The organism is Arthrobacter sp. sptzw32, assembly GCF_059089735.1.
Genome location: NZ_JBNHEZ010000005.1, coordinates 133,852 through 157,745, shown reverse-complemented (window position 1 = coordinate 157,745; position 23,894 = coordinate 133,852). Strand labels below are relative to the sequence as shown.

21 protein-coding genes, 1 tRNA gene, 1 other RNA gene and 1 pseudogene are annotated in these 23,894 nt (G+C 65.6%); 9 read left to right on the top strand and 15 right to left on the bottom strand.

Translation table 11 applies throughout. From position 1 onward, the window contains the following. Nucleotides 1-14 precede the first annotated feature (14 nt). Together ffs and AC5RVN_RS11490 are read right to left on the bottom strand one after the other, a co-directional pair. Nucleotides 15-111, bottom strand: an RNA gene (gene ffs / locus AC5RVN_RS11495) — signal recognition particle sRNA small type. An 18-nt stretch (nucleotides 112-129) separates the two neighbouring features. Further along, nucleotides 130-480, bottom strand: a complete 351-nt coding sequence (locus AC5RVN_RS11490) for a hypothetical protein (protein ID WP_494138118.1) — start codon at nucleotides 478-480, stop codon at nucleotides 130-132. 325 nt (nucleotides 481-805) lie between these two features. On the opposite strand from AC5RVN_RS11490, the gene AC5RVN_RS11485 reads away from it, so the two are divergent. After that, nucleotides 806-890 (top strand) — tRNA-Ser (locus AC5RVN_RS11485). Between the two features lie 48 nt (nucleotides 891-938). Here the strand turns inward: AC5RVN_RS11485 and AC5RVN_RS11480 are convergent. After that, nucleotides 939-1,880 (bottom strand): oxygenase MpaB family protein, encoded by a 942-nt coding sequence (locus AC5RVN_RS11480; RefSeq protein WP_494138013.1) that lies wholly within the window; start codon nucleotides 1,878-1,880, stop codon nucleotides 939-941. Nucleotides 1,881-1,966: 86 nt separating this feature from the next. Between AC5RVN_RS11480 and AC5RVN_RS11475 the strand changes: the two are divergent. Further along, nucleotides 1,967-2,734, top strand: a pseudogene (locus AC5RVN_RS11475) (M23 family metallopeptidase); the annotation flags it as partial. A 365-nt stretch (nucleotides 2,735-3,099) separates the two neighbouring features. Here the strand turns inward: AC5RVN_RS11475 and AC5RVN_RS11470 are convergent. Continuing rightward, nucleotides 3,100-3,708 carry a hypothetical protein gene (locus AC5RVN_RS11470; protein ID WP_494138124.1) on the bottom strand — a complete coding sequence of 203 codons (609 nt, stop codon included), beginning with the start codon at nucleotides 3,706-3,708 and terminating at the stop codon, nucleotides 3,100-3,102. A 252-nt stretch (nucleotides 3,709-3,960) separates the two neighbouring features. Between AC5RVN_RS11470 and AC5RVN_RS11465 the strand changes: the two genes are divergently transcribed. Further along, entirely contained in the window at nucleotides 3,961-4,890 is a 930-nt protein-coding gene (locus AC5RVN_RS11465) for a phosphodiesterase (protein ID WP_494138012.1), read from the top strand. A gap of 10 nt (nucleotides 4,891-4,900) precedes the next feature. On the opposite strand, the gene AC5RVN_RS11460 is transcribed toward AC5RVN_RS11465, so the two are convergent. Both AC5RVN_RS11460 and AC5RVN_RS11455 read right to left on the bottom strand, forming a co-directional pair. Beyond that, nucleotides 4,901-6,538: a stealth family protein gene (locus AC5RVN_RS11460; protein ID WP_494138011.1), complete on the bottom strand. Its 1,638-nt coding sequence runs from the start codon at nucleotides 6,536-6,538 to the stop codon at nucleotides 4,901-4,903. Between the two features lie 60 nt (nucleotides 6,539-6,598). Continuing rightward, on the bottom strand, nucleotides 6,599-7,528 hold the full coding sequence (locus AC5RVN_RS11455; RefSeq protein ID WP_494138010.1) for a hypothetical protein: 930 nt from the start codon (nucleotides 7,526-7,528) through the stop codon (nucleotides 6,599-6,601). A gap of 146 nt (nucleotides 7,529-7,674) precedes the next feature. Between AC5RVN_RS11455 and AC5RVN_RS11450 the strand changes: the two genes are divergently transcribed. Both AC5RVN_RS11450 and AC5RVN_RS11445 read left to right on the top strand, forming a co-directional pair. Then, nucleotides 7,675-7,974, top strand: coding sequence for a type II toxin-antitoxin system VapB family antitoxin (locus tag AC5RVN_RS11450; RefSeq protein ID WP_170850843.1), 300 nt, complete (start codon nucleotides 7,675-7,677; stop codon nucleotides 7,972-7,974). Next, nucleotides 7,967-8,635 (top strand): LytR C-terminal domain-containing protein, encoded by a 669-nt coding sequence (locus tag AC5RVN_RS11445; protein WP_494138009.1) that lies wholly within the window; start codon nucleotides 7,967-7,969, stop codon nucleotides 8,633-8,635. The genes AC5RVN_RS11450 and AC5RVN_RS11445 overlap by 8 nt, the downstream gene beginning before the upstream one ends. Before the next feature lie 69 nt (nucleotides 8,636-8,704). On the opposite strand, the gene AC5RVN_RS11440 is transcribed toward AC5RVN_RS11445, so the two are convergent. Beyond that, on the bottom strand, nucleotides 8,705-9,355 hold the full coding sequence (locus tag AC5RVN_RS11440; RefSeq protein WP_494040659.1) for a TetR/AcrR family transcriptional regulator: 651 nt from the start codon (nucleotides 9,353-9,355) through the stop codon (nucleotides 8,705-8,707). A 50-nt stretch (nucleotides 9,356-9,405) separates the two neighbouring features. After that, nucleotides 9,406-10,104, bottom strand: a complete 699-nt coding sequence (locus AC5RVN_RS11435) for a DsbA family oxidoreductase (RefSeq protein WP_494138008.1) — start codon at nucleotides 10,102-10,104, stop codon at nucleotides 9,406-9,408. A 219-nt stretch (nucleotides 10,105-10,323) separates the two neighbouring features. Here AC5RVN_RS11435 and AC5RVN_RS11430 point away from each other — a divergent pair, with 219 nt between their 5' ends. Next, complete coding sequence (locus tag AC5RVN_RS11430) at nucleotides 10,324-11,385, top strand: glycosyltransferase family 4 protein (RefSeq protein WP_494138007.1); 1,062 nt, start codon at nucleotides 10,324-10,326, stop codon at nucleotides 11,383-11,385. Between the two features lie 58 nt (nucleotides 11,386-11,443). Next, a complete protein-coding gene (locus AC5RVN_RS11425; RefSeq protein ID WP_494138006.1) occupies nucleotides 11,444-13,603 on the top strand; it encodes an amylo-alpha-1,6-glucosidase in 2,160 nt (719 codons plus the stop codon). 7 nt (nucleotides 13,604-13,610) lie between these two features. On the opposite strand, the gene AC5RVN_RS11420 is transcribed toward AC5RVN_RS11425, so the two are convergent. From AC5RVN_RS11420 to AC5RVN_RS11400, 5 genes are read right to left on the bottom strand one after another with little or no spacing between them, the layout of a single operon-like run. Further along, the gene (locus tag AC5RVN_RS11420) at nucleotides 13,611-14,144 is read right to left on the bottom strand and encodes a GNAT family N-acetyltransferase (RefSeq protein ID WP_494040663.1); all 534 of its coding nucleotides are present in this window, start codon (nucleotides 14,142-14,144) and stop codon (nucleotides 13,611-13,613) included. A 17-nt stretch (nucleotides 14,145-14,161) separates the two neighbouring features. Next, complete coding sequence (locus AC5RVN_RS11415; RefSeq protein WP_494105959.1) at nucleotides 14,162-15,157, bottom strand: sugar phosphate isomerase/epimerase family protein; 996 nt, start codon at nucleotides 15,155-15,157, stop codon at nucleotides 14,162-14,164. Between the two features lies 1 nt (nucleotide 15,158). Next, complete coding sequence (locus AC5RVN_RS11410; protein ID WP_494138117.1) at nucleotides 15,159-16,301, bottom strand: Gfo/Idh/MocA family protein; 1,143 nt, start codon at nucleotides 16,299-16,301, stop codon at nucleotides 15,159-15,161. Nucleotides 16,302-16,339: 38 nt separating this feature from the next. Further along, complete coding sequence (locus tag AC5RVN_RS11405; protein ID WP_494138116.1) at nucleotides 16,340-17,473, bottom strand: Gfo/Idh/MocA family protein; 1,134 nt, start codon at nucleotides 17,471-17,473, stop codon at nucleotides 16,340-16,342. Between the two features lie 5 nt (nucleotides 17,474-17,478). Next, entirely contained in the window at nucleotides 17,479-18,225 is a 747-nt protein-coding gene (locus tag AC5RVN_RS11400; protein WP_494138005.1) for a sugar phosphate isomerase/epimerase family protein, read from the bottom strand. Between the two features lie 155 nt (nucleotides 18,226-18,380). Between AC5RVN_RS11400 and AC5RVN_RS11395 the strand changes: the two genes are divergently transcribed. Beyond that, nucleotides 18,381-19,592 (top strand): ROK family transcriptional regulator, encoded by a 1,212-nt coding sequence (locus AC5RVN_RS11395; protein WP_494138004.1) that lies wholly within the window; start codon nucleotides 18,381-18,383, stop codon nucleotides 19,590-19,592. A gap of 39 nt (nucleotides 19,593-19,631) precedes the next feature. Here AC5RVN_RS11395 and AC5RVN_RS11390 read toward each other — a convergent pair whose 3' ends face one another. Continuing rightward, complete coding sequence (locus AC5RVN_RS11390; RefSeq protein ID WP_494138003.1) at nucleotides 19,632-20,591, bottom strand: D-2-hydroxyacid dehydrogenase family protein; 960 nt, start codon at nucleotides 20,589-20,591, stop codon at nucleotides 19,632-19,634. A 136-nt stretch (nucleotides 20,592-20,727) separates the two neighbouring features. Here AC5RVN_RS11390 and AC5RVN_RS11385 point away from each other — a divergent pair, with 136 nt between their 5' ends. Beyond that, nucleotides 20,728-21,924, top strand: coding sequence for an MFS transporter (locus AC5RVN_RS11385; RefSeq protein ID WP_494040669.1), 1,197 nt, complete (start codon nucleotides 20,728-20,730; stop codon nucleotides 21,922-21,924). A 304-nt stretch (nucleotides 21,925-22,228) separates the two neighbouring features. On the opposite strand, the gene aceB is transcribed toward AC5RVN_RS11385, so the two are convergent. Then, on the bottom strand, nucleotides 22,229-23,881 hold the full coding sequence (gene aceB, locus AC5RVN_RS11380; protein ID WP_494138002.1) for a malate synthase A: 1,653 nt from the start codon (nucleotides 23,879-23,881) through the stop codon (nucleotides 22,229-22,231). Nucleotides 23,882-23,894 lie beyond the last annotated feature (13 nt).

The following is a 23,894-nucleotide window of genomic DNA, read 5'->3' as shown; positions in this document are numbered from 1 at the left end:
CCCTGTGGGGGAATAGTAAAGACCCCCCATGCACCCGCCAGAGCCCATTTACCCTTGCTACCTTCCGGTCCTGGGGGAGTTCAACAGGATGACGCCACATGAGGGGCCGCCAGTTACTTTACCCGAACTTCAGGCCTGACTCGAATCGACGCCCGGCTGCCTCCAGCCCTCAACCTGCCAGCTCATAAAAGCCGGTTCCTCGTAAGGGTGCGCGGCGCGCAAAGCAGCTATCACCGCAGGAAGCGCGGGCCGTTCAACCATGCACTCAATCCGGTCCTCCGGCACTTCCTCGGGTGCTCCAACCCGCCCGAGATAAGGGGCGGCGCCGTCGTGCGCAGTGAAGCGGCCAGTTCCAGGGGAAACATAGGAGCAGTGGGAGTAGTTCCCGATCCGGCCCGCTCCAGCGTCACCGATGGCCTTGAGGACTTGCTGCGTATGGGGTCCGGGAACATAAATCACTAAAGCGTGCAGCTCAGTTATAACACCCATGGTGCCGGAAGAACCGGGCTTGGGCGGAAATTCATTGCTTATCCAGCCGGCACCCACGATCATGGGTATGTACACCGATTGGGGCAATCTCAAGATTGTGAGCTGCGGGGCCTGGCGGAATGGACCCGGACCCGGCAGCTCAACGGTGTTCCGGTGGAATGGACGCATTGGGGGCGTCCATTTCTGGCGTTAAGCCCAGGCGCTGAACCCTTTTCCAACCGGGCCGAAGCACTTTTCGCACATGCGCCGGAGCCCCGATTGGGCGAAGCGGAAAAGTTCAGGTAATCTAGTATCTGCTTTTGATTCAGAAGCAGCTGGAGAATTCGCCTAGCGGCCTATGGCGCACGCCTGGAACGCGTGTTGGGTTAACGCCCTCGGGGGTTCAAATCCCCCATTCTCCGCCGGTAAAGAACCCGGTCCCGGCAGTGCCGGGACCGGGTTCTTTCGTTTTACCCCTTCTTCGCGAACCCCGACCCGTTCGGCTCTGCAAGCCCGAGGCGCCGCAGCCGTTCGCGGGCGGCCAGCTCGCTCGGCCCGCGGCGGCCCAAAGCAAGGCGTACGACGCCGAGCACCGCCTTCGTAGCCAGCCTTACCGGCAGCGGGAACGGACCGAGCCGCGGTACCGACAGTCCGAGCATCCGGCGGTATTTCGGTTCCAGGCTGTACACCGCACCCGCGAACAGGACGCGGTAGCCGGGCCGAAGCATGGGGTGCAGCGGCGGATTGCGGATGAATGCCACTGTTTCTGCCACCCGGCTGTCCGCTCGAAGTTCCCCGTTCCGGAAAAACCGGTCCAGCTGTGCCCGCATGTCCGCCTCGGTTAGCGGCGGATCCTGTACACCCATCAACCTGCCGGCTTGGGCCCACTCACGAACGTAGGCGTCCGGGCCGCCTGGGATAGGGCCGCCCCACAACTGATGGGCCGTGAGGAACGCGTCCGTGAAGGCGATGTGGATCCAGCGGGCCAGTTCCGGATCGTTGGCGCTGTAGTCGCGCGGCATTCCCTCGTTGTCCACAAAGCTGCCCTGCACCGGATCGTGCAGACGCCGCACCCGCCGGGAAGCCTCTTCTGCGGCAGCCTTGGAGCCGTAGGTAACAGTGAAAATCCAGCGGATGGTGGCAGCCAGGCGGGCCAGGGGATCCTCGCGGAAGTTCGAATGTTCGTGGACGCCGGCGAGGGCTCCGGGATGAAGGGACTGCATCAGCAGCGTCCGGATGCCGGCAACAATAGGCGACATGGACCCGTGCACCGCCCATACCGCGGATCCTGGCAGGTGGTATCCCGGATCGTCCCCCTCCGCCAGTTTTGGAACCCAGTCCGGTACCTGGTCCGCCCTGCCCGTAAAGGTTTTCTTAAGCTCGTCCTGCCATTTCCGAAGGAAGCTCCGCATATAACATTGTCTCCCCAAGGCGAGCAGGCGGCGCTGCCCCTGCGGCGCACCGTACCGCAAGGTTTTCTCAAGTTGTCAACGGCACCATGAAACGGGGTTCACAGGCTACGGGTGCTGTGGTCCCATGGGAGATACCGTCAGGACGCGGGCGGGTGATTATGTTATGGAGACAGGCATTGGGGAATCATCAAAAATCGGGCAAGCACACAGACGTGCGCCGTCCTAACGTTTCGGTTGTGCGTGCCCTGACTGCCACTGGTGCTGTTGCCTTGTCCATCTGGTCCCTCAACCTTTCCGGCAGTGCCGGTGAGCAGGCCACCCCGGGCACCACGGTTGCGTTGGCAGCTGGGACAGCGTCGTCCAGTGGGGGCAAGGCGGACAAATCGACGTCGGACAGGGTCGGAGCCGGGATGCTGCAGCCTGCCGCTTTCACCGCTCCGGAAGAGCGCGTTACGTTTCCCCACGCTGTAATTGGCGGTTACCGCGGGGAAGACCCCTCGCTGAAGGTGGGCACAACAGGTTTCGGCCGGCCGCCGGCCGGGTTCCTGATGGCGCCGCTGGCTTTGCTCAATGCGAGCTCACCCTTCGGTTTCCGGGTAAGCCCGCTGTCCGGGGCCGCCGGCGATTTCCATCTGGGGCAGGACTACGCAGCGCCCTGCGGAACAAGTGTTTACGCGGCGGACTCAGGACTGGTGCGCGCAGCGGGTTGGCACCCCTGGGGAGGCGGCAACAGGGTGGAAATAGACCACGGCAACGGCCTTATCACCACCTACAACCACCTGGACGCCATCGGGGTCCGTACCGGCGATGAGATTCACGCCGGACAAATCCTCGGCGAAGTGGGCAGCACCGGATGGTCAACGGGATGTCACCTGCACTTCGAAACGATCCTCGACGGCCGGCACACCAGCCCGCTGACGTGGGGCCTGATGCCCGCCCGGCCCGTCCCCGGCAGTGGATCCGGGGAAATGCGGAGCTACCTGCCCGGGTTCGGTTCCCCCACCCAAGGGACAATCCGTTGGGCGCTTCCACTGCACGATGGTCACGACGAATCCCATGGGGGCGCGGGCCACGCAGGACATCCTGCGAGGCCAACCTCCCCGCCAGTTCCGTGGCGTACCGAGGTGACCGCGCCGGCACGCAATCTTCCGGCGCCTTCACCGAACACACCGTCCCCCTCCGGCACACCGAGTTTGCCAGCGACGCCCGCAACACCGAGTCAGCCGGCGACGGCGGCACCACCTTCGCCCACGCCGCCGTCTGGGGCGTCCCCGACTCCCTCGCTGCCGCCTGCTGAAACGGCCCCGACTGAGACGGCGCCTCCTAAACCTGGGCCGACGGAGACGGCGCCGACCGGGACCACGCCGACCGGGACCACGCCGACCGGGACCACGCCGACTGAGACTGCGCCGACCGGGACCACCCCGACCGGGACCACGCCGACCGAGACCACGCCGACTGAGACTGCGCCGACCGGGACCACCCCGACCGGGACCACGCCGGCCGGGACTGCGCCGACTGAGACGGCGCCGGCCGGGACCACGCCGACCGGGACTGCGCCGACTGAGACGGCGCCGGCCGGGACCACGCCGGCCGGGACCACGCCGACGCCGTCGGCCACGCCGCCGGTCGACCCCACGGAACCGGCAGCAACGCCGCCGGTCGACCCCACGGAACCGGCAGCAACGCCGGCGCCGGAAACCTGCCCGGCGGAGCCAACTTCGGAGACGCCAGACCCTTCCCCTGGAGCAGTTGTCGCAGGGCCAGCCGGTGAACAACTTCCTGAGGACGAAACCTGTGACGCCCTCCTTCGCGATCCCGCTGACACTGAACACCAGCCCCGCGGCTGACTCCGGCAAGTTCAGGGACACGGGGGCGAACGTGGTGCGAAGCGGGCGGCAGGACCTGGCTGCGGTTAAAGCCCACGCTTTCCCGAATTATCTTTCCGATGGCCCGGTTCTTTTATCTTTTTCCACACGGGCCTCGGCGATTCACCCCAAGTTTGCCAAATGTCTGATTGGATAAACCTTACTGAAGGGTAGAAGGGAAGCGCCGTTTCCCACCGACCACAGAGGTAGCAATGGGACACATCGAGGCCGAGCATCCCCGGCCGCGCCACTTCCTGCTCCACTTGAGCGATCCCCACCTGATGGGAGGTCCGGACCCCCTGTACGGCGTCGTTGACAGCGAAGCGAGGCTCGTCCAGCTCTTCGAAGAGGTCAAGGCGTCAGGAGCGCGGCCGGAGGCTGTAATTTTCACCGGCGACCTTGCAGACAAGGGCGATCCGAGAGCCTACGTGAAACTGCGGGCCATCGTGGAGCCCGCGTGCGCGGAACTGGGTGCCGACGTCATCTGGGCCATGGGAAACCACGACAACCGGGCCAACTTCCGGAAGGGCCTGCTGGACCAGCCGGGCAATGATGCTCCCGTGGACCAGAGCTATTTCGTCAACGGGCTGCGCGTCATCACCCTGGACACATCAGTGCCGGGCTTCCACCACGGCGAACTGAGCGCCTCCCAGCTGGACTGGCTGGCACAGGAACTGGAGACCCCGGCCCCGGACGGCACCATCCTGGCGCTCCACCACCCGCCGGTCCCTTCGGTCCTTGACCTCGCGGTCCTGGTTGAGCTGCGGGACCAGGCGTCACTCGCCGCAGTGGTCCGCAATTCCGATGTCCGGACCATACTGGCCGGGCACCTGCACTACTCCACCACGGCAAGCTTTGCCGGCGTTCCCGTTTCCGTTGCGTCTGCAAGCTGTTACACGCAGGACCTGAACGTTCCGGTGGGAGGCACGCGCGGACATGACGCCGGGCAGTCTTTCAACCTGGTGCATGTCTACGAGCACACCATCGTCCACTCGGTGGTTCCGCTGGGCAGTTCGACGACGGTGGGGGAGTACGTTCCGCCGGAGGAGACAGCCCGCCGGCTTGAGGTTGCAGGGATCCATATCCCGGAGACCACCAAGCAGCGGAGTAGCGCCCGGGCCGGATTGTCGTCCGGGCGCTAATCCGCAGGTCCTACTTTTCCCAGGGCGCCTTAATGGGGAAGTACTTTTCCAGGAAGTCCGTGACCAGTTCGGCGCGTTCGTCCGCGTGCACCTCGGGGAAACTGCCGTCGTTCAGGCAGAAGAAGTCCATGTTCCGCTTGGCCAGCAGCTTGGGCAGATAGTTCAACCCTGTCCGGATGGTAGTGTCCACGTAACGCACCTTCGCAGCCGTTTGGGTCACCGCTCGGCCCGTGAGCAGTGCGTAGTAGTGGTAGAACGAGTTGGTGACGGAGATGTTGTCCGCTGCCCGGAACCGGCTGGCCGCGGTCTTGCGGAACTCCTCCGGAAACTCGCGTTCCATCTTCGCTACCACACTTCGGCGCAGGGGCGCGGCGGTGTGCTCAAGGTGGCGGGTGGTGATCCTTCCGAACCGGTTCCACAGCAGCTTCCGGTTGACCCGCGCCGCATTTTCGAAGCCGCTGCGTTCCGCGGCGTTCTCGCCCAGGCCGATCCGGGTTTCCGCCTCGATGAACTTGGTGATCCCGCCGGGGGTGAAGAACAGGTCCGGGCTGACGGGCCGGCCAAAGAACATGTCATCGTTCGAGTACAGGAAGTGCTCGGACAGGCCCTCGATGTTGTGCAGCTGGCACTCCACCGCCTGTGAGTTATGCGTGGGCAGCACCGAGGGGTCGGAGAAAAACTCTTCGCTGCGGATGATCGTGACCGCTGGATGGTCTGCAAGCCAGGCCGGAGCGGGAGAGTCTGTTGCAATGAAGATCCGGCGGATCCAGGGCGCGAACATGTAAACGGAACGCAGAGCGTACTTGAGCTCGTTGATTTGGCGGAAGCGGGCCTCGTGGTCGTCGCCTTCGCCCAGGACTACGTCCTTCTGCTGGGCGCGCCGGGCTGCAATGTACTCAGGAGAACTGCCGTCCACCCAGGAGAACACAAGGTCCACGTCGAAGTTGATGTCGCTCGCGTGGTCGGCGAACATGTTCTCGATGGTGGGCCAGGTGTGGCCGTAACGTTCCACGGTGCCGCGTACAGCGTCCTGCCGCAGCAGGGTCCTGCGGGTCAGGGAGTTCTCGATGGGGAGGATCAGCTCCTCCCCATCGAAGGACCACAACTCGATCTGCACGCCCGCTGAGGGGCCGAATTCAAACCCGCCCACCGGTTCAACGCGGGGGCGGTACAGGCGGAAGATGCGTGACTGCCGGTTGGAGGACAGCTCCCCGTCCGCCACCAGCACAGAAATCTTCTTCTTCGCGTCCACTGTCATGGAGTACACCGGTTCGTCCCGGCAGGCCTCCACCAGGGCAGCACGAAGCTTTTTGCGGTCCTTCCAGTCCAAGGCAATGACGGGCCGGTCACTGTTGCCGCGGACCAGCAGGTACTCCAGGCCGGCATCGGCCAGCACATTGCGCACGAAAAGCAGGTCCTCCACCATGGCCTGGTAGGGCGTCCTGTTGTAGTTGATCAGGGCATAGCGGCCTTTGTGCCTGATGACGTCGGGGCGGTGCCGAAGCCGCTGCTCAGCCGCAGCGGACGTGACCTCCGCATGAAATTGTTCCTCGACGGACGCCTGGCTGCCGTAGTAGACCTCGTCCTGTACCGGTGCTTCTGTAATTGTCGTCTCCGTGCTCGTCAAAGTAAGCGTTTCTACCTGCATGATAGCCGCGCCGTGGAAACAGCAGGTTTCGGACCGTGCCGTCCGGGGTAAGTAACGCGGTTAGGAACCCAGCGCCTCGCGCCAACTCCGCAGGAAAGCGCCCCCGGCGTCGTCGTGGATCACGGTGTCTTCGAGCCCCAGATCGGCGGCGGTCAGGACGGCGTACGGCTTAACCGGTACGCCATCGGCCGGGCGCACGTCCACATGCTTCACTGCGTGGTCGTTGTGGTGGAGCCAGTCAGCCATGGCGTAGTCGGTGCGGGAATCGCCCACCGTCCGCCAGGCCTGCGGCGTGATGCCCTGGGCCGCGAGCAGTTCCACAGCCCGGCTGGCGCCAAGATCCTTGCCCAGCCGCACTGACTCAATGTCCGTGGAGATGATGGTGGGGTCCACGCGGTAGTCCACTTCGTCGTCGGAATCCGGGGCGTGGTGGTCCAGGCGGACCACGCCCAGTCCGTGGCGGGCCATCAGGTCCATGGCATCGGCGTCAAACAGTTTCTGCTCAGCGAGGTAGTCGGCGCTGGGCACCCCGATGTGCTGTTCAACGGACACCATGGCCCGCTTGGTCTCATCAAAGAACATATGCGCCGAGTAGTCCTCGGCCACCATCCGCCGGACGTCGTCGCCATAGCCGGCTGGTACCGCCAATTCACGGTCCACATGGATCGGTCCGGGACCGGCAGCCGTATAGCTGAACCAGACGGCTCCCTTTTCGCAGACGGCGTGGATGACGGTGCCGGTTGGAATGCCTGCCGCGATCATCGGTTCCATCACCTGCTCGCGGATAAACGCATCCGAGCGGCCGGTGTTGAAAATGACCGGAATGCCGGCAGCAGCCAACGCCACAAGATCATGGATGATCTCCTGCTTGACGTCACGTGTCACCGGGCTTGCCACCGGCCCGTCCACGTCCAGCAGCAGCGCGAGGGGAGGCGTGGCCGGGTGATGTTCCCCGGACGTGGAGGCGGCAGGAAACTCGGATCTTGTCATGGCTCCATTCTGTCAGCAGCGTCGCAAACTCCCGGTTGCCGCGCGCCTGGGAGCCCGCAGACGAAGTTGGTCACTGTTTGGCTACAACCTGCCCGACGGTGTGCCTGCTACTTTCGCTGGAACCTTTGGGTGCCTAGGGTGGCATGGTGATATTCAAAGCTGTGGGCGAGGGCCGCCCTTACCCTGACCATGGTTACAACACCCCCAAGGAATGGGCTGCGCTGCCCCCGCGTCCGGTCAGGCTGGACGAGCTGGTGACCACCAAGCGGACCCTTGACCTGGAGGCGCTCCTTGCCGAGGACTCCACCTTCTTCGGCGACCTTTTCCCGCACGTGGTGCAGTACCAGGGAACCCTCTACCTTGAGGACGGCCTGCACCGCGCCGTCCGGACCGCCCTGCACCAGCGCACGGCGATCCACGCCCGCGTGCTGGTCATAGATGGCTAGGAAAAAGCAGCAGGACGCAAGCGTCCTCCACGGCCACCACGTTGTTACCGGTCCTGAGCTGCGGGCCGCCTTCGAAGCCGGGCACGACGCCGACGATACGGCGCGGGTGCGCCGCCGCGTGCTGCACGGGGTGGTGCTGGTGATCCTCATCGGACTGATTGTTGCCGCCATCATCACCGCCCTGGCCATCATCAGCGGGCGCCTGAAGCTCCCCGCCGCCGAGCCTGCCCAGGAGGCGGTCTCCACCTGCCCCGCCGCCACCTTCGACTACACACCCCACGACAAGATCAACCTCAACGTCTACAACTCCACCAACAGGGCCGGCTTGGCACGGTCAGTGGCGGACGAGTTCCTGGCCCGGAAGTTCGTGGTCGGGGCAGTCTCCAACGTGGACGCCGGCTACCGGGGTGTTGCCGCCGTGGTGTCCGGGGCAGCCGGCCAGGCGGCGGCCTTCAGCGTCCAGCGCAACCTGCCGGGGTCTGACTACTTCCAGGACGGCAGGACAGACGGCAGCGTGGACGTGATCCTCGCCCAGGACTACGCCTCGCTGGCCCCGCCAGAGCTTGTTGACCAGACGCCGGGCACCCTCAGCTGTCCGCGGGAAAGCCGCCGGGTCGCCGACGACGAAAAGGCGCCGGTGACACCTCAGGCTGCGGCCTGAACCGGATCTCCATCTGCGCCAACAGGCAGGGTTGCTTCACCGGCTGGGCACCAGGAGTGGCAGGGCAGCTCAGCCGGCCACGGCGGGAAGCGGGGCTACGCGTACGGCGCGTCCGGCGTCGTCGAACCTCGCTCCGGCGCCCAGCTGGATAAACCGCACGGTCCTGGCCACCCTGGCTTCCAGCTCCGCGGGCTCGTCGCTGCCCCTGGCCGCGCTGGAGGACAGCGTGCCGAGTATGAGCTGCGCCTGTTGGCCGATGTCCGCCGCCGGCAGGTAGCCCTGCGCCATTCCGTCGCTCAGGATGCCCTGCAGCAGGATGCTCAGCTCGCCCACGTGGTCAGCGAGCTTGGCGAAGGACGACGGCGACAACACGGCTCCCATCGCCGGCCCCGGCGGCAGATGGCGGCGGCTGAGGTCCACCACCTGGGCGCGCACGTACAGTGCCAGCCGCTCCACCGGGTTGTCCAGTTGGCCAAGAGCTTCCCGGAGCTCGGACAGGAACTTCTCCGTTTCCTCCAGGGCATAGGAAATGAGGAGCTCTTCGATGTCCGCGTAGTAGTTGTATACAGCGGTCCTGCCTACCCCTGCATGGCGGGCCACGTCAGTCATGGTCAGCCCGGGCAGGCCATGGGAAAAGAGGAGCTCCCCGAAGGCAGTGAGGATGCGGCGCTGCGTCTCCGCGCGCTGCTCTGCATTGCTGGCGGCTGAAATCCTGGGCATGCAGACACTTTACCGCGAAGTGTCACCAAACCGCTGCCTGGTGGAAGCAGCTAGACGGAGCAGCCGTCCGGGCCGCAGGCGTCGCCGTCGGTGGAGTTCACCAGCACCAACGGATTGGCTTCCTGCCATGCCTGGGCCAGCGCGGCGGCGAACGTCGCGGTGGGCTGGGCGCCGGAGAGGCCGAACTTGCGGTCGATGACGAAGAAGGGCACACCGCTGACGCCCAGCGCCTGGCCTTCGCTGACATCGATCCGGACGTCGTCGGCATACTTGTCCGTGGTGAACAGTTCCTCCGCCTTCTCCGCGCTGATGCCAAGGTCGAGGGCCAGGGAGGTCAGGTACTCACGGCTGCCGATGTCCCTGCCGTGCTCGAAGTGGTCGCTGAGCAAGCGTTCCTTCGCTTCGTCCTGCCTGCCGTGGGCGGCCGCAAGGTGGATCAGGCGGTGGGCTGTGAAGCTGTTCGCCACAACCACTTCATCAAACTGGTAGTTCAGGCCCTCAGCCTTGGCCTGCTCCGTGACGTGTTCAAACATCTGCGAAACCTGCTGCCGCGGCATGCCCTTGCGGCTGCTGAGGTAATCCAGTTCCGTCCCGTCATAGTGCTCGGGCAGGGTGGGGTCGAGCTGATAGCTGCGCCACTTCACCTCCACTGAATCACGGTGCTCGAAGCCGGCAAGTGCTGCCTCAAAGCGGCGCTTGCCGATGTAGCACCACGGGCACGCAACATCGGACCAGATTTCAATCTTCATGCTGTAGGCAACCCCGGAGCTCCTGAGGCCATTCCTGCGCCCCATTGTTAGATACCCCACAGTAGGGCTTGTCGTGCAGGCGAACGTGCGCAATAGTCGGAATGTCGGTCCGCGCAGGGCCGGCAGCACACTCTTTTGAGCCGCGGACGGGAACAGGGTCCGCGGATCGCCTTGCCCGGCCAGCTGGGAGCCCGGCCTGTCAATTCCTTGGAGGCAGGGATGCGGATAGGACTGGTTGCGGGACCGTGGATCCCCGTTCCGCCGGTGACCTACGGCGGCACTGAAAGGGTGGTGGACAGCCTGGCCCGGGGTTTCGCGGCTGTAGGGCACGAGGTACTCCTGGCGGCGCCAACGGACAGCACGTGCCCGGTGCCAAGGGTTACGAACATGCGGCCCTCTGCTCCGGACGAGCTGAACCTTACGCTTTCTGAGCTCAGCCACGTGGCCCGGGCTTACGAGGGGCTGGGGGACGCGGACATCATCCATGACCACACACTGGCCGGCCCTTTGTTCGCCCACCGGCCGAATCAGGTACCGGTGGTCACCACCATCCACTGCCGGCTTGACCCTGAAGCGGCTGATATCTACAAAGCTGCTGCCCGGAGCGCTGCTGTCATCGCCATCTCCCGCAACCAGGGATCCCACGCCCCGGACGTTCCGGTCACCCGCGTGATCCATCACGGCATGGACGTCTCCTCGGTTCCCGTGGGGTCCGGCAGCGGCGGCTACTTGTGCTTTGTGGGGAGGGCATGCCCGGACAAGGGCCTGCTGGAGGCAGTGATGATCGCCCATCAGGCGGGCTTGCCGCTGCGGCTGGCAGTGAAAATGCGCCAACCGGACGAGGCCCGCTTCTTCCGTGAAATGGTGCAACCAGTGCTGGGCCCGGACGACGACGTTATGGATGAGGTGGAAGATGCCAGCAAGTACCGGCTGATGGGCGAAGCGCTCGCGTTCCTGAACCCAATCCAGTGGCCGGAGCCCTTCGGGCTGGTCATGATCGAAGCGCTGGCCACCGGAACCCCTGTTATCGGCACCGCGGCCGGTTCCGCACCCGAGATCGTGGAGCACGGGCAGACCGGATACCTGGGGAAGATCGAGCGGCTGGCAGGCTTTGTGGGGCTTGCGGCCGGGCTCAGCCGCGCCGCGTGCCGGAAAGCGGTGGAGGACCGGTTCAGCGAGGAACGCATGGTGAGCGACCACCTCCGGCTGTACGCCGGCCTGCTCGAAGGGACTGTGCCCCGAGGGGTTCCGCATCCTGTGGGCGTGCACCAGAATCAGTAGGGGTAAGCCTGCTTCCGGATCCGCGGCGGCAGCAGCCCGCTGAGGAGGGAGTCGATTCGTGACCGCATGGAACGCTGATACAGAGGCGGCCGCAACCGAATCGGGTTCTGTCACCGTCGTGGAAGGGTCCTCCTTCTGCATTTCATCCGGCGGCGGGGACATCAGTTCAGAGGGCGGAACCAACGGCGCCTTTTTCCAGGACACGCGCATCATCTCCCACTGGGTCCTGCGCATCAACGGCTCCCTCCGCGAGCCGCTGGTGGCCCTGCGGCCCCGCCCGTTCGAGGCGACGTTCGTTGGCCGTGCAACGTGGCCGGACGGCCGGTTCGACAGCCCGCTGGTGGTCCGCCAGGTGCGCCACATCGGGCCAGGCCTGCAGGACGACATCACGCTCGAAAACTACTCGTCGGAACCCGTGGACTGCGACATCGAGCTTCTCGTCGACGCCGACCAGGCCGATCTGTTCGACGTCAAGGGCGGGCGGACGTCCCGGCGGGCAGAAGCGGTGCGCAGCATCCGCGAAGGCCGGCTTGTCATTGAAAGCGCCCATAACGGGCAGCGGCGCGGGTCGGCCATCCGTGCCCGCGGCGCCGTCGTCGCCACGGACGGACTTCGCTTCCGGGCCACCGTCCCGGCGCGGGGGAAATGGGCCACGAGCGTCATCGTGGTGCCGCTGGTCAACGGGCAGGAGCCCGATGAGCCTTTCAAAGAGGGCGGGCTTCCGCACCACCGCGAGGGCGCCCTGCGGCACCGCCGGTGGGAGCAGAACGTACCCCGGATCACGGTGACGGACAGCAACCTGCAGGCAGTCCTGAACCGCAGCGAGAGCGACCTGGGTTCGCTCCGGATTTTTGATGAGAACCATCCGGACCGGGCAGCCGTGGCAGCCGGGGCGCCGTGGTTCATGGCGCTCTTCGGCCGCGACTCCATCCTGGCGTCATACATGTGCCTCATGGTGGACCCGAAACTGGCCGCCGGTACGCTGCAGACTTTGGCAGGCCTCCAGGGGACCAGAGTGGACGTGGATTCGGAGGAGGAACCCGGGCGCATTCCGCATGAAGTAAGGCTTGGCGTTACGGCGGGCCTGTCCCTGGGCGGCACTGCCTACTACGGAACCGCGGACGCCACTCCGCTGTTCGCCGCCCTCGTGGGTGAACTGAGCAGGTGGGGAGTGTCCAGGGACACCATCGAACCCTTGCTGCCCCACACGGACCGCGCGCTGGACTGGATTAAGCGGTACGGCGACCGCGACGGCGACGGGTTCGTGGAATACCTCAGGCCCAACGACCATGGGCTCATCAACCAGGGCTGGAAGGACTCGTGGGACGGCATCAACTTTGCCGACGGCAGCCTTGCGGAGGCACCCATCGCACTCTGCGAAGTCCAGGCCTACGTCTATTCCGCCTACATTGGCAGGTCCCTGCTCGCCCTCTGGAACGGCGACAAGGCCCTGGAACAGCACTGGGCAGAGCGCGCCGCGGAGTTGAAAACGGCTTTCAACGACAAGTTCTGGCTGCCGGAGAAGGGCTACTTTGCCGTGGCCCTGGACAAGGACAAGCGGCCGGTGGATGCCTGCGCCTCGAACATGGGCCACTGCCTGTGGCTCGGCATTGTGGATGAGGACAAGGCGCCGTCAGTGGTGGAACACCTGATGTCCCCGCAGATGTTCAGCGGCTGGGGCATCCGGACGCTCGCCTCCGACATGGGTGCCTACAACCCGGTGAGCTACCACAATGGATCGGTCTGGCCGCATGATTCAGCGCTGGTTGCCACCGGGATGATGCGCTACGGGTTCGTCGAGGAAGCCCGGCGCGTGGCCACCGGCCTCATTGAGGCGGCCGAACACTTTGACGGCCGGCTGCCGGAATTGTTCTGCGGGTTCGACCGCGGCGAGTATGCCGGGCCCGTGCCGTACCCCACGGCCTGCTCGCCGCAGGCGTGGGCGGCTGCGGCGCCGGTGCAGCTGGCCAGGATCCTGCTGCGGTTCGACCCGGACTTCACCCGTGGGGTGGTCCATCTGGCGCCCATCCTGCCTGAAGCGCTGGGCGGGTTCAGCGCCGAGAATGTCCTGCTGGACACCTCCCGGGTCACCATCAGGGCACGTGAAACCGAAGGCAGCATCGAGGGGCTCCCGCCCGGACTCAAACTGCTCAGCGAACCCCGCCCGCCGCTGGAAACGCTGCTGGATGATTTCGGAGACGGCCGCGCCGGCAGCTAAGGAGCAGTTAGGGGACGGCGCGTTCCAGCACGAAGTCGTGCTCCACCGTACTGCCCAAACGGAACGACTTGGTTCCCACTTTGCGGAAGCCGGACTTTTCATAGAAGCGGATGGCGCGGGCGTTCTGGCTGTTGACCCCCAACCAGACGCCCCGTCCGCCGGTTTCCACAGCCGCCTGAAGGCTGGCCTGCATCAGTTCCGCGGCGGCGCCGAGACCGTGATGTTCCGGATGCACGTAGCACTTGCTCAGTTCCACCGACGGCAGGACCTTCAGCGCGGAAGCGACGTCCGGGTCTGCGGCCGGCCGGTTCACCAGCAGGCTGTAGCCCTGCAGGCCGCCGCCGGCCTCGATCACCAATATGGTCACCTCGGGGTCCGTCAGATAGCCCTGGAAATGGTGCTCACTGAGCGTGCTGGCCAGGTGCGCGGCGATATCCGCGGGCGACGCCGAGGGTGGGCACGCGAGCGGAAAGGTGACGGCCGCCAGCGCAGCCAGCGTGGCGGCGTCGTCCGTTGTTGCCTTCCGGATTGAAGAGGTCATGCAGGGATTTTATGTGCCTACTGCTTGAAGGCCGCGTCGAAGGCGGTGCTCGACGGCGGGAAGTCGAACTTCTTGAGGGCGGCGAGGGCTTCGGGGGCGCCGTGGAGGCGGTCCATTCCCGCGTCTTCCCACTCCACCGAGATGGGCCCGTCGTAGCCAATCGCTGACAGGGCACGGAAGGACGCTTCCCAGGGAACGTCGCCGCGGCCGGCGGAGACGAAGTCCCAGCCGCGGCGGGGGTCGCCCCAGGCGAGGTGGGAACCCAACACGGTGTTCCGGCCGGTCTGTCGGATTTTGGTGTCCTTGCAGTCCACGTGGTAAATCCGGTCCTTGAAGTCCCAAATGAAGGATACGGGGTCAATGCCCTGCCACATCATGTGGGACGGGTCCCAGTTCAGTCCGAACGCCGGGCGGTGGCCGATGGCTTCGAGGGTGCGGACGGTGGTCCAGTAGTCGTAGGCGATTTCCGAGGGGTGGACCTCGTGGGCGAAGCGGACGCCGCACTCGTCAAAGACGTCCAGGATGGGGTTCCAGCGGTCGGCGAAGTCCTGGTAGCCGGCCTCAAGGACCTTTTCCGGGACGGGCGGGAACATGGCCACGTACTGCCAGATGGAGGAGCCGGTGAACCCGACGACGGTGTCCACCCCTAGTGCCTTGGCGAGCCGGGCGGTGTGCTTCATTTCCTCGGCGGCGCGTTGGCGGACGCCTTCGGGGTCCCCGTCGCCCCAGACTCTTGCTCCCACAATCGCTTCGTGGCGGAAGTCGATGGGGTCGTCGCAGACGGCCTGACCTTTGAGGTGGTTGGAGATGGCCCAGACCTTGAGGTTGTACTTTTCCAGGACGGCGAGCTTGGACTCGACGTAGCCGGGTTCGTCCCAGCGCCAGGCGTCCAGGTGGTCGCCGGACACGGCGATTTCCAGGCCGTCGTAACCCCAGCCCGAGGCCAGGCGCGCGACTTCTTCGAAGGGCAGGTCTGCCCATTGGCCGGTGAACAAGGTGTAGGGGCGGGGCATGTCAGGCTCCTTCAATCGCGGTTGCAGTCCCGGTGGCAGGGGCCAGTTGGATGGTGGAACTTTTCGAGGCGGCGGACTCCTCCACGGCGGCCAGGATGCGCTGGACTGCCAGCCCGTCCTCGAACGACGGCGACGGTTCGGTTCCGCTGTCGATCGCCAGCAGGAAGTCGCGGATCTCGTGGGTGAAGGTGTGTTCCCAGCCGATGATGTGGCCCTGCGGCCACCAGGCGTCAAGGTAGGGGTGGTCCGGTTCCGTCACGACGATCCGGCGGAAGCCCTGCTCCCGGGCGGGGGCCGTGGCGTCAAGGAACTGCAGTTCGTTGAGGTTCTCCAGGTCGAACATGAGGGCGCCTTTGTCGCCATAGACCTCGAGTTGCAGCGAGTTCTTCCGGCCGGTGGCCACCCGGGAGGCCTCCACGGAGGCGACCGCCCCGGAGGCGAGGGACAGCGTTGCCCAGGCGGCGTCGTCGACCGTTACCTCTTCAAGCCCCCCGGCTCCTTGCCTCCGGTCCACGAAGGTCTGCAGGCGGCCGGCGACCCCGGTGACCGGCTCTCCGAGGAGGAAGAGGACCTGGTCAATGGCGTGGGAGGCAATGTCGCCCAGGGCCCCCGAGCCGGCGGTGTCCTTTGTCAGCCGCCAGGTCATCGGGGCGGACTCGTCAGCGAGCCAGTCCTGGAGGTAGGCGGCACGCACCTGCCGGACCGCCCCAATCCTGCCGTCACTGATGAGCTCCTTGGCGAGGGCCAGGGCGGGAACACGGCGGTAGTTGAAGCCCACCATCGACTGCACACCCCTGGCCCGGGCAGCCTGCGCAGCTGCGGTAATGGCTTCAGCCTCGGCCAGGGCATTGGCCAGCGGCTTTTCCAGCAGCACGTGCTTGCCGGCGTCGAGGGCGGCAATGGCAATTTCGGCGTGCAGCCAGCCCGGAGCGCAAATATCAATGATGTGGATGTCGTCCCGGTCCAGCACGCTGCGCCAGTCCGTCGCCGTTTCGCCCCAGCCGTACTTGGCGGCCGCTTCGGAGACCGCGGCGGTGTCCCTGCCCACCAGGATTTTCTGCTCGAAGGCGGGGACGTCAAAGAAGCTGGCCACGTTGCGCCAGGCGTGGGAGTGCGCCTTGCCCATGAAGGCGTAGCCGATCATCGCCACACCCAGCGGACCCTTGGCGCCCGGTTCCGGGTTCACGCGGTGCCGCCGAGAGTCAGTGTTTCCGGGGCCCAGTCCTCGGGGAGGGGAGCCGACGCGGCCGCGGAGCTTTCGACGTTGACGAAGGTGCCGGATTCGATGGATTCCGAGATGGAGACCATGCTGTCCAGGACGTGGTACGCCAGGTTTCCCGTGGCGCGGTGCGGGACGCCGGCGCGGATGGACCGGGCCATGTCCAGAACTCCCATGCCGCGGCCGTTCGCCGGTCCGGTGGCCGGGATGGTGGTCCATTCCTCGTCACCTGCGCGCCACAGCCTAATGTCGCCGTCGAAGTAGTTGGGATCAGGCAGGGACAGGGTGGCCTCGGTGCCGGTGATCTCCACGAAGCCCATCCGCTGGCGCGGGGACTCGAAGGAGAACACGCTGTGCGAGGACGCCCCGCTTTCGAACTGGGCCATTGCGGACACGTGGGTGGGCACTTCCACGGTGAACTCTTCGCCGGCTTTGGGGCCGGAGCCGATGACGCGGACATCTTTGGCCTTGGACCCCACGGCGGCTACCTTGCGGATGGAGCCGAAAGCCTGGACCAGGGTAGTGAGGTAGTAAGGGCCCATGTCGAAGAGGGGACCGGCGCCGCGCTGGAACAGGAACTCCGGGCTGGGGTGCCAGGATTCAGGGCCGGGGGTTTGGAAGGTGGTCAGGGCGGTGAGGGGCGTGCCGATGTCACCGCGCTGGATCAGGCGAAGGGCAGTCTGCAGCCCGGCGCCGAGGAACGTGTCCGGGGCGCAGCCAAGGCGGATTCCGGCGGCGTCAGCGGTCTTGAGCAGGCCCAGGCCGGAGTCCCGGTCCAGGGAAAAGGGCTTCTCGGTCCACACGTGCTTGCCCGCGTTGACTGCGGCGGTGGCAACCTCGACGTGGGCGGCAGGAATGGTGAGGTTGACGATGATTTCGACGTCGGGATGGCCAAGCGCCTTCTCAACGCCGCCCCACTCCGGGATGCCGTACTCCCTGGCGCGGGCTTCCGCCGCTTCCTCGAACAGGTCCGCGATGACGTGGACCTTAAGGTCAGGAAAAGTGGTGAGGTTGTCCAGGTACTGTTTGCTGATGTTGCCGGCGCCGATGACACCTACGCCCACGGGACCCCGGCCGGAGGACCTTACAGATTCGATGGGGCTCACGCTTTGATCCCATCGCCTGATGCCAGCAGGAACGAAAGGCTCTCATTGATGCCCTCGAAAATATCGCCGGCGTAATCGTCAAACTCAACCACGCCCACCTCAAGGGACTTCGCGGCCGCGATGACATCCACCACGGGGACTTTGCCCTGGCCTGCGGGCTGCTGGGCCTTGGTGTCGGTGGTCAGGGGCCCGTCTTTGATGTGGATGAACTTCACCCGAGCGCCGAGCCTGGTGAGGATGTCCACCGGGTCCTGGCCGCCGACGGCCACCCAGTAGGTGTCCACCTCCAGGACCAGTTCCGGGTCCAGCAGGTCCGCGAAGTACTCCAGGGCCGTACGGCCCTCGATGGTGGACTCCAGCTCCCATTGATGGTTGTGATACCCCACCCGTATTCCGTATCCGGCGCCCTTCCGGGCGGCTTCGTTCAGTTTGGCAGCCGTAGCCTGCACGTCGTCTGCGGACTGCCAGCGGTCGGCCGGGATGAACGGTTCGATGACGGTAGTGATACCCAGTTCCCTGGCGGCTGCAAAGATCTGGTCCTGGTCCTGGCTCAGCAGGGGGGCGTGGCCTGAAGGCGCGGTAAGGCCGTTCGCCCGAAGTGCCGCCCCAAGTTCTTTCGCAGTGGCCACGAAGTTGTACGGCTCCACCTGGGTGAAGCCAATATCGGCCACTTTTTTGATGGTTCCAGGCAGATCTTCCTCGATCGCCTGCCGCAGCGTATAGAGCTGAAGGGAGTATGACATGTGGTCTCCTGTGTTGGTTAAGGCGGATCCGTGCGAAGGTTTCGTGGCCTGGTTCACAGCTGTTTGGTCTAGTGCAAAGCTAGAACCGCTTTTGATTTACGTCAAGCAAAAGTTGACCGGGTGACATGCAGAAGCGGCCGTGCTATCCATGTTCTATGACCAAGACAGCAGGCAGCAGCGCCACGACTCCTGAGCCTGCGGTAATCCAGGGCGGGGCAGGAGTGCTGTTCCAACTCCTGCGGGACGGCCAGGCACGCACCCGGGCTGAGCTGGCGCTCACCACTGGCCTGGCCAGGTCCACCGTGGCGTCGCGCATCGATGCCCTCCTCGCCGCAGGCCTGGTAGGCCCCGCTGGTGAGGCCAACTCGAGCGGCGGCAGGCCGCCGTCGCGCTTTGCGTTCAATCCGGCGGTGCGCGTGGTGCTGGCCGTGGATGTCGGAGCCACGCACGCGATGGTCGCCGTCACTGACCTCAAGGGCCAGGTCCTCGCCGAACAGCGGCTGGCGCAGGACGTTGGGGACGGGCCGGAGGCTGTGCTGGGCAGGGTAATTCAGGAGGGGGAGTCGCTCCTCGCCGTGGCCGGACGCGGGCCGGCGGACCTGGCGGGCGTCGGGGTCGGTCTTCCGGGGCCGGTGGAGCACGCCACCGGACGGCCGGTTAAGCCACCCATTATGCCGGGCTGGGACGGGTTCGACGTCGTCTCTTACGTTCAGCGCTTGCTGCCGGTTCCCGTGCTGGTGGACAACGATGTGAACATCATGGCACTGGGGGAGCAGGCCGCCCACTGGCCGGGGGAGGAGAACTTCCTGTTCATCAAGGTGGCCACCGGAATCGGCTCCGGGATTATCAGCAGCGGAACCCTGCAGCGCGGTGCCAACGGTACCGCCGGCGACCTGGGCCACGTGCGGGTTCCGCGCGGCGACGACGTCCTGTGCCGCTGCGGCAACTACGGCTGCCTGGAAGCCTTGGCATCCGGTCCGGCACTGACGGCCGCGCTGGTCAGTCAGGGGGTGCCTGCAGCCAGGGGCAGAGATGTGCTGCGGCTTGTGGCGCAGGGAAACCTGCAGGCCATCCAGGTGCTGCGCCAGGCGGGCCGGGACGTAGGCGACGTCCTGGCCACCGCGATCAACCTGCTTAATCCATCTGTTGTTGTGCTCGGCGGCAGCCTGGGCCAGGCGGGGGAGCACCTGATGGCAGGCGTGCGTGAAGTCGTGTACCGGCGCTCGCTGCCCCTTGCCACAGCCCACCTCCGGATCGCACTGTCCCGGGCCGGGGACCGGGCGGCCATCCTGGGCGCCAGCCGGATGGTGACCCAGCATGTGTTGTCGCCGGCTGCCATCGAGGCAGCGCTGCAGGCAACCGCGTAGCCGGACCAAAGCTCAGCCCGCGTTTTATCCAGGAGAGCTTCAGGCGGAAATGACGCGCACGGGTGAGCCTGCCAACCAGGCCTTGACGTCTTCCAGCGCCCCGCCGTAGAACTGCCGGTAGCTTTCCCGCGTGACGTAGCCGAGGTGCGGGGACAACACCGTGTTGGGTGCGCTGAGGAGCGGGTGGCCCGCGCGCAGGGGTTCGTGGTCGAAGACATCCAGTGCGGCGCCGGCAATCCATCCGTCGGACAAGGCCCGCACCAGGGCGTCCTGGTCAACCAGAGGTCCACGTGCAGTGTTCACCAGCACGCCGTCCGGTCCCAGCAGCCGCAGCTCCGGTTCGCCCACTGTCCCCTCCGAACGGCGAGACAGGCGCAGGTGGAGCGTGGCGACGTCGGAATTGCGGAAAAGTTCCTCTTTGGACACCTTCCGCACCCCTGCCTCGGCAGCGGCCTCGTCCGTCAGGTTCTGGCTCCACGCCAGGACATCCATGCCGAAGGCCTGCCCGTAGCCGGCAACCCTGCGGCCGATCTTGCCGAGGCCCACCACGCCCAGTGTCTTGCCGGCGAGCTCGAAGCCCACGGTGTTCTGCCAGGCTCCTGCACGGACAGAAGCATCCTCGGCGGAAATGTTGCGTGCCAGAGCAAGGAGCAGCGCCCAGGTAAGTTCCGGAGCGGCGGTGGGAGAACCGGGAGTGCCGCACACCGTCTTTCCCAGCTCACCTGCTGCCTCCACATCGATGGACGCGTTTGCCATCCCGGTAGTGACCAGGAGCTGGAGCGCGGGGAGTTTTTCAAGCACTTCCCGGGGGAAGGCGGTCCGCTCCCGCATGGCAATGATGATGGTTACCCCTGCCAGGGCGGACACCAGCGCGTCCTGTGACGGGAACGGCTCCCGGTATGTGGTCACTGTGACGCCCGCGGTTTCCAGGGAGGACCAATCCGCAAAGCCGTGCGCGACGTCCTGGTAGTCATCAAGGATGGCAAGCCGGTGCTGCATGGTGTGTCCTTCGTCCCGGAAGTGCGGCAGAGATGTTCATCGTAAGGCAGGACGGGCCCGCCGCCACCGGGACCTGCCGTGCCGCCGTGATAGCAATGAGGGTGATGAAAAAAGTCTCAAGTCCCAAGCCCCGCAGGTGAGCGGCCGCATTTTTGCCCGGGTTCCCCGTACCTGGATCCTGCTGGCCTGCATCGGGCTGCTGGCGCTGAACCTTCGCGGCCCCTTTGTGGCCGTCGCCCCGGTGGTGGACGTGATGCAGGCCGACCTGGGCTTTACCCCGGTGGTCCTCGGCCTGCTCACCAGTATTCCGGTGCTGTGCTTTGCGCTCGCGGCGCCGCTGGCCTCACTCGTGGCCCGGGGGTACGGCGCAGAGTTTGCTGTGACCCTCACCATCCTGGGTGTGCTGGCGGGTGTGATTATCCGTTCCTCGGGTGGCCCGGTGCTGGTGCTGGCGGGGACGGTAGTGATTGGCCTGGCCATCACCATTGGCAATATCGCCGCGCCCCTCATCATTCGCCGTGACTTTCCGCCGCTGCGGCAGGGAACTGCCATGGGCGTCTACACGGCCGCGCTCAACGCCGGTTCCTTCCTGACCTCGATGGTCACAGCACCGCTGGAAGAACTGGCGGGCTGGCAATTGGCGCTCGCGTCGGTTGGTGTCTTCGCCATTGCTGCCATCGTTTGCTGGGCCCTTGCCGTGGGGCTTCGCGCGGCTTTTGTGCCCTCCGCTGCTGTTGCCCCGGACGGGCCGCGGGCTGCAGCGGTTGCGGGCTCGGGATGGACCACTGCCGGGCTGACGGCGGCGTTCGCCGGACAGGCCTTCTCCTACTACGCGGTCACCGCCTGGCTGCCCAGCTACCTCAATGACGAACTCGGCATGTCCGCTGCCGGGGCCGGAGCGGGATCCTCACTTTTCCAGGTGTTCGCCATTGCAGGCGGCCTCGGCGTGCCGTTCGCCGCCAAATACTTCAGTACGACGACGACGGCCGTCACCGTGGGCCTGCTATGGACAACAGTGCCCGCCGGGCTCCTGCTGGCCCCTGAACTGTGGTGGCTGTGGTCCATTTTTGGTGGTGTTGCCCAGGGCGGCGGGATCACCCTGATCTTCATCGCCATCATCAAGCTGGCCCGGGACCAGGGTGCCGCCGGCCGGATGTCTGCCACCGTCCAAGGGCTGGGGTATTGCTTCGGCGCCGTGGCACCTCCACTGGTGGGTTATGTGCACGACATCTCAGGCTCCTGGACTCCTGCCCTGTTGCTTATCCTGGCGTCGGTGCTGACGTTTTTCCTCGCCGCCACCCTCTCCGTCCGGCGCGTACCCAAGGGGCGGTAAGCGGGGATGCCTTAACGCCGCCGTCGTGCTTTCACCCCACCCCCGGCCCGGGACGCTCTCTCACTTAACGCAAGAAATACAAGGACGCTCTCTCACTTGAAGCAGCTTATGTGCCGACGCTCTCTCACTTTCTTTTGGAAAGTGAGAGAGCATCGCTGGATTGCGTGCAGTAAGTGAGAGAGCGTCGCTGGATCGCGGACCTGCCCAGGGGGTGTTCCAAGGTGTTCCGCCGCCGGGCCGGCCCTCCGGATTTCGGAGGTGCCTGTTGCGGAAGGGCGTGCCGGCCCGGCGAACGGAAGTCTGGTTACGCTAAGGCCAGTTCTTCGACCGATGCCCGTTCGCGGGCTTCCGTGAGGTAGCGGGCGTAGGCGGGGAGCGTGAGGAAGGACGGGAAGTCGCGGGCGAGGGTGACTTCTTCGAAGATGTCGCGGGCGTCTTCGAAGCGGTCGCCGTCAAAGCGTTCCAGCCGGGCGAATTCCTCGTCCAGAAGTTCCTCGATCCAGTGGTGGGTGATGATCTCGCCCTTGTCCGTGATGGCCCGGGCGTAGATCCACTGCCAGAGCTGGGAGCGGGAGATCTCAGCGGTGGCGGCGTCTTCCATGAGGTTGTGGATTGCTACCGCGCCGTTGCCGCGCAACCAGGACTCGATGTAGCGGATGCCCACTTCGATGTTGTTCCGGATGCCCTGCTCGGTGATGGTGCCATGCAGGGAGGAAATGTTGATCAGGGCGCGGTCGTCGGGGGTGACGTCCTCGCGGAGCCGGTCCAGCTGGTTGGGCTTGTCGCCGAGGATGGTGTCGAACACTTCGCGGCAGACCGGGACGAGGTCGGGGTGTGCTACCCAGGAGCCGTCGAAGCCGTCGTTGGCTTCGCGGGTTTTGTCGGCGCGGACCTTTTCGAAAGCGTTGGTGTTGGCTGCTTCGTCCTTACGGTTGGGCACGGCAGCGGCCATGCCGCCGATGGCCATGGCGCCGCGCTTGTGGCAGGCCCGGACGAGTTGTTCGGTGTAGGCACGCATGAAGGGTGCGGTCATGGTCACCTGTGCCCTGTCGGGGAGGACGAAGCGGGGGCCGCGGGTGCGGAAGTTCTTGATGATGGAGAAGATGTAGTCCCAGCGGCCCGCGTTCAGGCCCGCGGCGTGGTCGCGAAGTTCGTAAAGGATTTCTTCCATTTCGAAGGCTGCGGTGATGGTTTCGATCAGCACGGTGGCGCGGATGGTGCCCTGTGAGATGCCGAGCAGGTCCTGGGCGAGGATAAAGATGTCGTTCCAGAGCCTTGCTTCAAGGTGGTTTTCGATTTTGGGCAGGTAGAAGTAGGGGCCTTTGCCCTGGGCCAGCAGGCGGCGGGCGTTGTGGAAGAAGTACAGGCCGAAGTCCACGATTCCGCCCGCGATCGGGGCGCCGTCGATCAGCATGTGCTTTTCCGGCAGGTGCCAGCCGCGGGGGCGCACCACGATGGTGGGAAGATCTGCGGCGGGGCGGAGTTTGTATTCCTTGCCCTCCGGGCTGGTGAAGTCGATCCGGCGTTCCAGGGCGTCGGTGAGGTTCAGCTGGCCCTTGATCACGTTGCGCCAGGTGGGGGTGGACGAGTCCTCCATGTCCGCCAGCCATATCTTGGCGCCGGAGTTCAGGGCATTGATGGTCATCTTCTGGTCCACCGGGCCGGTGATTTCGACGCGGCGGTCCTCCAGGCCGGGAGCCGGGGGAGCGACGCGCCAGGACGGATCGTTGCGGATGTGCTCGGTCTCCCGGAGGAACCGCGGATCAGCGCCGTCGGCGATCGCGGCCCGCCGTGTCCGCCGCGCCTGCAGCAGCTCCTGCCGCCGCCCAGCAGTGGCCCGGTGCAGCTTGGCAATGAATGCCAGTGCGTCGGGGGTTAGCACCTCGTTCTGCCGGCAAATCGGCTGCGCGGTCAAAGTGATGCCATTGATGGTGAAGCTGTCAGTAAAGCTGTTCATTTCAGTCTCCTTA

Coding starts and splice junctions, on each gene's coding strand:
- AC5RVN_RS11480 (WP_494138013.1), bottom strand. CDS start 1,880: ATGCGGAGCTTCCTTCGGAAATGGCAGGACGAGCTTAAGAAAACCTTT.
- AC5RVN_RS11465 (WP_494138012.1), top strand. CDS start 3,961: ATGGGACACATCGAGGCCGAGCATCCCCGGCCGCGCCACTTCCTGCTC.
- AC5RVN_RS11460 (WP_494138011.1), bottom strand. CDS start 6,538: ATGCAGGTAGAAACGCTTACTTTGACGAGCACGGAGACGACAATTACA.
- AC5RVN_RS11455 (WP_494138010.1), bottom strand. CDS start 7,528: ATGACAAGATCCGAGTTTCCTGCCGCCTCCACGTCCGGGGAACATCAC.
- AC5RVN_RS11445 (WP_494138009.1), top strand. CDS start 7,967: ATGGCTAGGAAAAAGCAGCAGGACGCAAGCGTCCTCCACGGCCACCAC.
- AC5RVN_RS11440 (WP_494040659.1), bottom strand. CDS start 9,355: ATGCCCAGGATTTCAGCCGCCAGCAATGCAGAGCAGCGCGCGGAGACG.
- AC5RVN_RS11435 (WP_494138008.1), bottom strand. CDS start 10,104: ATGAAGATTGAAATCTGGTCCGATGTTGCGTGCCCGTGGTGCTACATC.
- AC5RVN_RS11430 (WP_494138007.1), top strand. CDS start 10,324: ATGCGGATAGGACTGGTTGCGGGACCGTGGATCCCCGTTCCGCCGGTG.
- AC5RVN_RS11420 (WP_494040663.1), bottom strand. CDS start 14,144: ATGACCTCTTCAATCCGGAAGGCAACAACGGACGACGCCGCCACGCTG.
- AC5RVN_RS11415 (WP_494105959.1), bottom strand. CDS start 15,157: ATGCCCCGCCCCTACACCTTGTTCACCGGCCAATGGGCAGACCTGCCC.
- AC5RVN_RS11410 (WP_494138117.1), bottom strand. CDS start 16,301: ATGATCGGCTACGCCTTCATGGGCAAGGCGCACTCCCACGCCTGGCGC.
- AC5RVN_RS11400 (WP_494138005.1), bottom strand. CDS start 18,225: ATGTCATACTCCCTTCAGCTCTATACGCTGCGGCAGGCGATCGAGGAA.
- AC5RVN_RS11395 (WP_494138004.1), top strand. CDS start 18,381: ATGACCAAGACAGCAGGCAGCAGCGCCACGACTCCTGAGCCTGCGGTA.
- AC5RVN_RS11390 (WP_494138003.1), bottom strand. CDS start 20,591: ATGCAGCACCGGCTTGCCATCCTTGATGACTACCAGGACGTCGCGCAC.
- aceB (WP_494138002.1), bottom strand. CDS start 23,881: ATGAACAGCTTTACTGACAGCTTCACCATCAATGGCATCACTTTGACC.